This is a genomic window from Corynebacterium sp. CCUG 61414 (assembly GCF_024453945.1).
Lineage (GTDB): Bacteria > Actinomycetota > Actinomycetes > Mycobacteriales > Mycobacteriaceae > Corynebacterium > Corynebacterium pseudogenitalium.
Genome location: NZ_JAGPYU010000015.1, coordinates 49636 through 57406, shown reverse-complemented (window position 1 = coordinate 57406; position 7771 = coordinate 49636). Strand labels below are relative to the sequence as shown.

Annotated in this window: 7 protein-coding genes; 3 read left to right on the top strand and 4 right to left on the bottom strand. The window is 63.4% G+C overall.

Features of this window, described 5'->3' with window-relative positions:
• Together KBX14_RS09630 and lepA are read right to left on the bottom strand one after the other, a co-directional pair.
• A partial coding sequence (locus KBX14_RS09630; protein WP_256042427.1) for a Rib/alpha-like domain-containing protein occupies positions 1–2399 on the bottom strand: 2399 nt, incomplete at its 3' end.
• A gap of 310 nt (positions 2400–2709) precedes the next feature.
• The gene (lepA, locus tag KBX14_RS09625) at positions 2710–4566 is read right to left on the bottom strand and encodes a translation elongation factor 4 (RefSeq protein ID WP_070362058.1); all 1857 of its coding nucleotides are present in this window, start codon (positions 4564–4566) and stop codon (positions 2710–2712) included.
• Positions 4567–4647: 81 nt separating this feature from the next.
• On the opposite strand from lepA, the gene KBX14_RS09620 reads away from it, so the two are divergent.
• The 3 genes from KBX14_RS09620 to KBX14_RS09610 all read left to right on the top strand — a co-directional run bounded on the left by KBX14_RS09620 (position 4648) and on the right by KBX14_RS09610 (position 6732).
• Entirely contained in the window at positions 4648–5163 is a 516-nt protein-coding gene (locus tag KBX14_RS09620) for a type II toxin-antitoxin system PemK/MazF family toxin (RefSeq protein WP_070362057.1), read from the top strand.
• A 190-nt stretch (positions 5164–5353) separates the two neighbouring features.
• Positions 5354–5617: a 30S ribosomal protein S20 gene (rpsT, locus tag KBX14_RS09615; RefSeq protein ID WP_070362056.1), complete on the top strand. Its 264-nt coding sequence runs from the start codon at positions 5354–5356 to the stop codon at positions 5615–5617.
• A gap of 98 nt (positions 5618–5715) precedes the next feature.
• On the top strand, positions 5716–6732 hold the full coding sequence (locus tag KBX14_RS09610; protein WP_256042426.1) for an alpha/beta hydrolase-fold protein: 1017 nt from the start codon (positions 5716–5718) through the stop codon (positions 6730–6732).
• Here the strand turns inward: KBX14_RS09610 and KBX14_RS09605 are convergent.
• Together KBX14_RS09605 and KBX14_RS09600 are read right to left on the bottom strand one after the other, a co-directional pair.
• The gene (locus tag KBX14_RS09605) at positions 6719–7363 is read right to left on the bottom strand and encodes a LysE family translocator (RefSeq protein WP_256042428.1); all 645 of its coding nucleotides are present in this window, start codon (positions 7361–7363) and stop codon (positions 6719–6721) included. The two genes, KBX14_RS09610 and KBX14_RS09605, sit on opposite strands and share 14 nt — an antisense overlap.
• Positions 7363–7770, bottom strand: a complete 408-nt coding sequence (locus KBX14_RS09600) for an ankyrin repeat domain-containing protein (protein ID WP_256042425.1) — start codon at positions 7768–7770, stop codon at positions 7363–7365. The genes KBX14_RS09605 and KBX14_RS09600 overlap by 1 nt, the downstream gene beginning before the upstream one ends.
• Position 7771 lies beyond the last annotated feature (1 nt).

The window sequence follows — 7771 nt, the reverse complement described above, 5'->3', positions numbered from 1 at the left end:
GGCGGGGCGGAACTTTCCACACTCGACGGAACCTGCGTGGTTGTCCGCGGGGCGGACGGCTTCGTGGTTACAGTTGTCCGCGGCGTGGCCTTCGGAGCCGACGTCGTAGCCGATGGTTTCGTGGTCGCGGTTGTCCGCGGCGCGGACGGTTTCGTGGTCGCGGTTGTCCGCGGCGCGGACGGTTTCGTCGTTGCGGTTGTCCGCGGCGTGGACTTCGGAGCAGACGTCGTGGCTGACGGTTTCGGCTTCGCGGTTGTCCGCGGCGCGGACGGTTTCGTCGTTGCGGTTGTCCGCGGCGTGGACTTCGGAGCAGACGTCGTGGCTGACGGTTTCGGCTTCGCGGTTGTCCGCGGCGCGGACGGTTTCGTCGTTGCGGTTGTCCGCGGGGCGGACGGCTTGGTGGTCACTGTTGTCCGCGGGGAGGTCTTCGGAGCCGACGTCGCAGTTGAAGGCTTCGGCTTCGCTGTTGTCCGCGGCGCGGAACTTTCAATGCTCGACGGAACCGGCGTGGTTGTCCGCGGGGCAGACGGCTTCGACTTCGGAGTAGACGTTGAACTAGGTGCCGCACTCGGCACCACACTCGGCGCCGAACTCGACGGCGTGGCCTCAGCCGCGGACACTGTCACAGCGGCAGTAACCGTCTCGGTGGACTGGTCCGGGTAGGTAACCAAAACCGGGACGTCGTGGCGCCCGGCCTTTGTCCCGGCGGGCGGTGCGACAGTGAGGGAACCGTCGGAAGATACGGTGATCCAATCTTGTGTGTGGGCGTCGCGGGCGAAGCTGACGTCGTCAGGCGCGGGACGACCTGTGGGCGCGAGTGTGGGTGCCGACGCCGTGGTGCGCTTCCCTGCTTCGACGGTGATTGGCTGCCATTCCGGCTGGTAGTCCTCGGCGAGTGGTTTGGCGCTGACTGAGAATTGTGCGGAGTCCACAATTTGAGACTCGAGCATCAATCGACCCTGGAAGGTGGCGCCGTCGGGGGTGTCGTCGGGGACGGTGAAGGAGCAGCTGTTGAGGTTGTCGTCGTTGCAGGCACCGACGATTTCGCCTCGTGCGTTGGTCCACTCGATGTCGGCGGACTGGCCAAGTGCGGAAACCATTTCTACGAAGGGGTGCACGTCGGCTCCAGGCGCGGCGCGGTGCAGGCCGGTGGTTGCGCTGAGGTGGAGGCGGGGGTCGGAGGCGTCGGGGACGAGGGCGAAGTGGACGCCGTCGGCGGCGAAGATGCCTTCCGCGCGGTACTGGGCCGCCGGGAGTACGGAGTGTTCGCCGGCGGGGCCAAACATCGGCACGGACCATCCCGAGTACGCCGGGAGCACCTGCTGCGTTGGCCCGGAGTGCTTCGAGCCTGCGACGACGAAGCCGTACAGCGAGTCTTCGGTCACGCGGCCGCTGAATCGCACGGTGTAGTGGCCGTGCTCGACCTTGGCCATCACGGTTTCAGCGATCGCTTCGGGGTGTTCGCGCAAGAATGCTGCCTGTGCGCGGGAAAGCTCGGCAGGGTCTGCGACATCGCCGGTGGCCTCGCTGAGCTTTTCGACGCCCTCTTCGCTCAAGCGGCTCATCACCACGTAGTGGCCGTCGCCATCTTGGCCTTCGGTTTTGCGCGGGAATCCGTCTTCCTGGTTGATACTGGACCAGTACACCGCGCCGGAGACTGAGTACTGTGGTCGATCTCCGGCGGGGCCTTGCTCATCGAGTTGCCACTCAGCGCGCGGGCGGGCGAACGCGAAGGGGGCGTCGGCGGTGCTAGGTTGTTCGGCGGTGTAGATGTGGGCGTGCGTCAGTGCGGAGCCTTCGATGACTTTGGCGCCGAGTAGTTCGTCGGTGTCGGGGCTCATGAATCCGACACCGGAGCCTGGTCCCTGGCGCAGCGTGACCAGGGTGTTGCCGGCGGGCCCTTGTTGGTTGGGGCGCAGCCACAGCTTGTAGCGGGTCCGCTTGCCTCCAGATTCCGGGGCGAAGCGGTGCAGGGTGCCTTCGGAGTCAACCCAGTCGAGGTTGTCGAAGACGAAGTAGCCTTCTCCCGGAGGGGTGCCGTCGGCAAGTGTGTGGGTGCTCGCAGTGAACACTGGCGACGCCGGGGACGTGTTGTCCATCCACTGCAGGTAGATGGTGTAGCCGTTTCCGAGTCCCTGCTGTTGGGAATTCAGCGAGTAGGCGTCCGTGGCCAGCACTGCGCGGCCCTGCACTACTCCCTGCACCTGCTGCTGCTCGATCTGCTCCAGCGAGGTGACGCGGCCGGCGGCGATGGCGTCATTTTCAGTTTGTGCCTGCTCTACAGCGGGGTGCGGGTCCGCCGCGAGAGCGGGCGCGTCGTTAAGCACGAGTGAGCAGATGATGGTTCCGGCGATCAGCGCACGTCGGCGGGCGGCGCGGGACGCTCCAAAGTTTCGCATGAGGTGTGTCCTTTCGGAGGCAATGAAATCGTCCTGATGCTACTTCAAAGTTTCTCGAAAACACGCACCCTAATTAGCCCGACAAAAACATATGAAGCACGGTAGACAATTACCCTGCCTGCACGTTTACGAGCCGTCACCCCGTAGCGCATTCAGTACATTTTCAGCACCTGGCCACAAACAGGCGCCGCACACTAACGAAACTTCAAGGTCACAAAAGCATCCACCGCACGCTCACGCGGTGGATGTCCCACAAAGAATATAGACCGTAAATGGCGTGGTGATTTCCACCACACTCGGCGCTGAGGGGCTACGCCTCGTCGGTCGACAGCGCCGCCACGAATGCCTCCTGCGGCACGGTGACCGAGCCGATCGCCTTCATGCGCTTCTTGCCGGCCTTCTGCTTCTCCAGCAGCTTGCGCTTACGCGAAATGTCGCCACCGTAACACTTGGACAACACGTCCTTGCGCAGCGCACGGATGTTTTCACGCGAGATGATCTTCGAACCAATCGCCGCCTGGACGGGAACCTCGAACTGCTGGCGTGGGATGAGCTCCTTGAGCTTCTTGGTCATCTTGTTGCCGTACCACTGCGCGGAGTCCTTGTGCACGATCGCGGAGAACGCGTCCACGGGGTCGCCCTGCAGCAGGATGTCCACCTTGACCAGGTCCGCTTCCTGCTCGCCGGCGTCCTCGTAGTTGAGGGAGGCGTAGCCCTTGGTGCGGGACTTGAGCATGTCGAAGAAGTCGAAGATGATCTCGCCGAGCGGCATGTAGTAGCGCAGCTCGACGCGGTCCTCCGAGAGGTACTCCATGTTCTTCATGGTGCCGCGCTTCGACTGGCACAGCTCCATCGTGGTGCCGACGAACTCCTGCGGGACGATGATTGTCATGTTGACGATCGGCTCATACACCGCCTGCAGCTTGCCACCTGGCCAGTCGGATGGGTTGTGCACCATCTGCTCCGAACCGTCCTCGGCGATCACGCGGTAGGTGACCGACGGCGCGGTGGAAATCAGGTCCAGGTCGAACTCGCGCTCGAGGCGGTCGCGGGTGATCTCCATGTGGAGCAGCCCCAGGAAACCACAGCGGAAACCGAAGCCCAGCGCCACGGAGGTCTCTGGCTCCCAGGTCAGGGAGGCGTCGTTAAGCTGCAGCTTCTCCAGCGACTCGCGCAGCGCCGGGAAGTCCTCCTGCGAGACCGGGAAGAGGCCCGAGTACACCATCGGCTTGACCTCCTCGAAGCCGTCGAGCGGCTCCTCTGCGCCCTTGTTAGCCCAGGTCACGGTGTCGCCGACGCGGGTTTCGCGCACATCCTTCACGCCGGTGATCAGGTAGCCGACCTCGCCGGGGCCGAGCCCCTTGGTCTTCTTCATGGTTGGAGAGACCACGCCGATCTCGAGGATCTCGTGGCGCACGCCGGTGTTCATCATCTGCACCTGCTGGTTCGGCAGCAGCTTGCCGTCCATCATGCGGATGTAGGTAACGACGCCGCGGTAGGTGTCGTAGACGGAGTCGAAGATCAAGGCGCGGGCCGGCGCGTCGGCGTCAAACTCTGACGACGGTGCCGGGATTAGTTCGACGACCTTATCCAGAAGCTCCGGGACGCCCTCACCTGTCTTGCCGGACACGCGCAGCACGTCCTCCGGCTCGCAGCCGATAATGTTGGCGATCTCCAGCGCGTACTTCTCCGGGTCGGCTGCCGGAAGGTCGATCTTGTTAAGAACCGGGATGATTTCCAGGTCGTTGTCCATCGCCATGTACAGATTCGCCAGGGTCTGGGCTTCGATGCCCTGGGCGGCGTCGACAAGCAAGATTGCGCCCTCACACGCCTCGAGAGCGCGCGAGACCTCGTAGGAGAAGTCGACGTGGCCCGGCGTGTCAATCATCTGCAGGACCATCTCCTGACCCTCGTACTCGCCGGAGCGTGGCGTCCATGGCAGGCGGACGTTCTGGGCCTTAATAGTAATGCCGCGTTCGCGCTCAATATCCATATTGTCCAGGTACTGATCACGCATCTCACGGGCCTCGACGACATCAGACAGCTGCAAAATGCGGTCCGCGAGCGTGGATTTTCCGTGGTCAATGTGGGCAATAATGCAGAAGTTACGGATCCGCTCCGGGTCCGTGAACGTGGTTTCCGCGAAATTTCGTTTTTGGGCAGCCATAATTGTGCCACTCTACCTCGCAGTGCCCCATTTCGAAACACAACCTTGCCCAGGCCAGGCAAAACACTTAAAGTTTGCACCATGGTTTTCTGGCGCAAGCTTCAACAGCAACGACGTGCCTCCCTCGAGGAGGGGCTCGCGCTGCTCAACGAGCGCCTCGGGCTCACCCCCGGCACCAAGACCCGCACCACCGCCACGCGTATCGACGTCCAACCTACGGAGCAACACGCCCGGAACCTGTATTACGGTCCGGACATGGACGGCAACGCCGAACCCGGCGAGGTCGTGTGGGCACTCGTGCCGTCGACTCCCCCGGAGGAACGCGCGATGCTCGTCGTCGGACGCGACCACCACGATGTTCTCGCCCTGCTCATCCACTGCGGCGAGGAGCCGGTGTCGGACCCTGCGTCCGCCACTGAGGAGTGGCTCGGCATCGGCACCGGGGACTGGGACGCCTCCGGCCAGCCCGGCTGGCTGCGCCTGGACCTACTGCTTGTCGTGCCGGAGGCAAGTATCCACCGGCGAGGCGCCACCCTCCCCGCTCGGCGCTTCGATCGCGTGGCGAACCGACTGCGCGACACCTACCACTGGACCTAATAAGCCTGCCACTTGCCCCGTTTCTCGTGGTGGGGTATCTTAGTCGAGTTGTTTGTATCCGGTTTCGGGTGCGTGATCTACGCGGGCAGGACCTTGGGTTCGCGTCAAGTTCAAAGCATTACGCAGTAACAGCCCGTTGCCGAATCTTCGACATTGCAATCGATACCAACTTATTTAAGAGGTGCACATTATGGCTAACATCAAGCAGCAGAAGAAGCGCGTTCTCACCAACGAGAAGCGTCGCGTTCGCAACAAGTCCGTCCGTTCCGCTGTCCGCACGGAGATCCGTAAGTTCCGTGAGGCTGTTGAGTCCGGCGACAAGGCTGCCGCTGAGAAGCAGCTGCGTTTCGCTTCCCGCAAGCTGGACAAGGCTGTGTCCAAGGGCGTGTTCCACCGCAACAACGCGGCGAACAAGAAGTCGAACATGGCTCGCGCTCTGAACAAGATGGCCTAAGCTTTTCGCGCAGAGCAATCCTGTGCCCCGGCTCCGTCCGGTGCGCAGGATTTTTTGCATTCGTAACATTGCTGGATCTGCTCTACGATACTGAAATTGTGAAGAACTATCGTCGTGCGCTTTGCGCAGCAGTAACAGCTACAACTCTGACGTTGGGCGCCGTAGCGGTGGCCCCTGAGCAGTCCGCCGTCACCCCTACCGCTCAGGCGCAGCAGATGCCTGACTTGCGTCAGCTCCAGAAGATGCTGAACCCGCAGAATATTCGGCTTGACCGGCTGGCACTGCTCGTCGGCCTCGTGGCCGCAATTGTTATTCTGGGCCCGGTCACCGGCACGATCGGCTCCTCGCACGAGCCGGGCCGCCGCGGTTCCCAGGAGCGCCGCACCGTCAACGCTGACGGTCGCTCGCGTTCCTACAACGTGGTGTTGCCCTCGGGCTATGAGGAGGGCAAGTCCTACCCCGTCATCATTGGCTACGGCGGGTGGCAGCACACTGCCGATCAGATGCAGGGCTACGCCCACCTCGAGTCCGCGGCAGCCGGTCGCGCCATCGTCGTCTACGCCGAGGGCGAGTCTCAGGCCTGGGCGGGTGCGCCGTACGCCCGCACGTCGACGCGCGAGGACATTGCATACACCCGCGCGATTATCGACGACCTCGTCGAGAACTTCGGCGCCGACCGCAACCGCGTGAGCGCCGTCGGACTTTCCAACGGCGGTGGCATGGTGGCCTCGCTCGCCTGCCACGCCCCTGAGCTGGTCAACGGCATCGCCTCTGTGGCAGGCGCCTATTACAACCCGACCGTCGAGGGGTGCAAGAGCGGTTCCGTGCCGACGCTCATCATGCACGGCACCAACGACAACGTCGTGGGCTATAACGGCGGCACCCGCCACGGAGCCGCGTTCCGCTCGGTCAACGACGTGTTCAACCTGTTCATGGACAAGAACGGCTGCATCGCGGGCTCCGCCACCGAGACCCGCCTGGGCAATGTCACCACGTTGAGCCCTGCCTGTGGCGCTCGAACCGAGCTGCAGCGCGTCGAAGGTGGCGGCCACACGTGGTTCACGGATCCATCTGCAAGTACCGCCACCGTAGACTTCCTGCTCAGCCTGCGCTAAGCAGACCACGCACCACGAGGAGCACGCCAACAACGCAGAAGAAGCCGCCGGAGCCCATATCGATTGCGGGCCCGGCGGCTAGTAATTTGCGCCGCACCCGGTTCGTAGACACCACCTGCGTGAGCACGCCGAACAGGATGAACGAGCTGGCCCACAGCGACAGGATCACCACAATCTGCGTTGCCCACGACGGACTGGCTGGCAGCAGTGGCGCAATCATGGCGGACAACGCCAGCACGATTTTCGGGTTCGCCAGGTTCGTCGAAAGTCCCCGAACAAAGCTGGCTCGCAGGCTACCGAGCCTCTGCTCTGCTTCCTCGAGGGAAAGGGGTGGGTTGCGCCGGTCGCGCCAGCCCTGGCGCACCGCGTTGATACCCATCCATACCAGGTACGCTCCACCGATCACCTGCACTACCTGCAGCGCGCGCGGCATGGCGGTCAATAGCGCCGCCGCACCGAACACGGTCAGCGAGCACCACCACAGCACACCGAGCTGGATTCCGCACGTCGTTGCCCACGCGTGCGGCCGCGAGCGCGTCGCGGTACGCGTGACCAGGATGACGTCGGGCCCAGGCGCGGCTGCACCAACCAAGTTCAGACCGACAATGACCGCGAGATCTGTCGGCGCGATCACCGCTGCGTGCCCTTGAGCAGGTCGATGAGGTCCTCGCGACCGAACATGCTCGCCGTGTCGATGGCGTTTGGAGTACCGATGGTGGCGTCGGCACCCGCGCTGATGAGCGCTCGGGCGATATCGTCTTCCTTCTTGAAGATCGTCCCTGCCAGCGGGCTTTGCCCGCGAGCGTTCAGGGCGTTGACATCCGCGCCACGCGCGATGAGCCCTTCGGTCAGGGCGAGGTGCCCGGAGTAGCTGGCGAGCATCAACAACGAGTTTCCGTCCTGGTTCGCCAGATTGACGTCGACGCCCTGGTCAACGTAATCGAGCAGGGTTGCCTCGCCGTCACGCGCCATCTGGAATAGGCGGGTGGCGAAGGCTTGGACGTCTTCGGGGATCTCGTTCGGTTGTTGCTGCGTCATA